The sequence below is a fragment of the Gordonia cholesterolivorans genome (genome assembly GCF_039531975.1).
GTDB classification, from domain to species: domain Bacteria; phylum Actinomycetota; class Actinomycetes; order Mycobacteriales; family Mycobacteriaceae; genus Gordonia; species Gordonia sihwensis.
The window spans coordinates 1-528 of the sequence record NZ_BAAARB010000086.1 but is presented as its reverse complement, the minus strand read 5'-3'; the positions used below and the strand labels follow the sequence as shown (position 1 = coordinate 528).

Here is a 528-nt window from a genome sequence, read left to right as displayed (position 1 = left end):
AACAGCGGACGTGAGCAGAACATCACCATCAAAGCCTCTTCCGGTCTGAATGAAGAAGAGATCCAGCAAATGGTTCGTGATGCTGAAGCTAACGCAGAAGCTGACCGTAAGTTTGAAGAGCTGGTACAGGTTCGCAACCAGGCAGATCAACTGGTTCACGCAACCCGTAAACAGATTGAAGAAGCAGGCGACAAACTGCCGGGCGACGATAAAGTAAAAATCGAGCAGGCAGTGAGTGAGCTGGAAATCGCAAGCAAAGGCGAAGATAAAGCGGCTATCGAAGAGAAAACGAAAGCGCTGATCGAGGCTTCTGCCAAGCTGATGGAAATGGCTCAGCAGCAGGCTCAGGCAGGTGCAGCTGGTGCTGATGCTGCGCAGGATGCCGGTCAGAATGATGATGTTGTCGACGCTGAATTCGAAGAAGTTGATGATAGCAAAGACAAAAAATAAGGCCCTTAGCGGGCGCGGTGATGGACAAGATTAATCACTGAAAACCCACACGGGCGTTGAGGAAACTCTGCGCCCGTG

Annotated in this window: 1 protein-coding gene; it reads left to right on the top strand. The window is 51.1% G+C overall.

Features of this window, described 5'->3' with window-relative positions:
* The coding region (locus ABFX36_RS18995; RefSeq protein ID WP_346077848.1) for an Hsp70 family protein at positions 1-450 on the top strand (450 nt) is incomplete at its 5' end.
* Between the last annotated feature and the right edge of the window lie 78 nt (positions 451-528).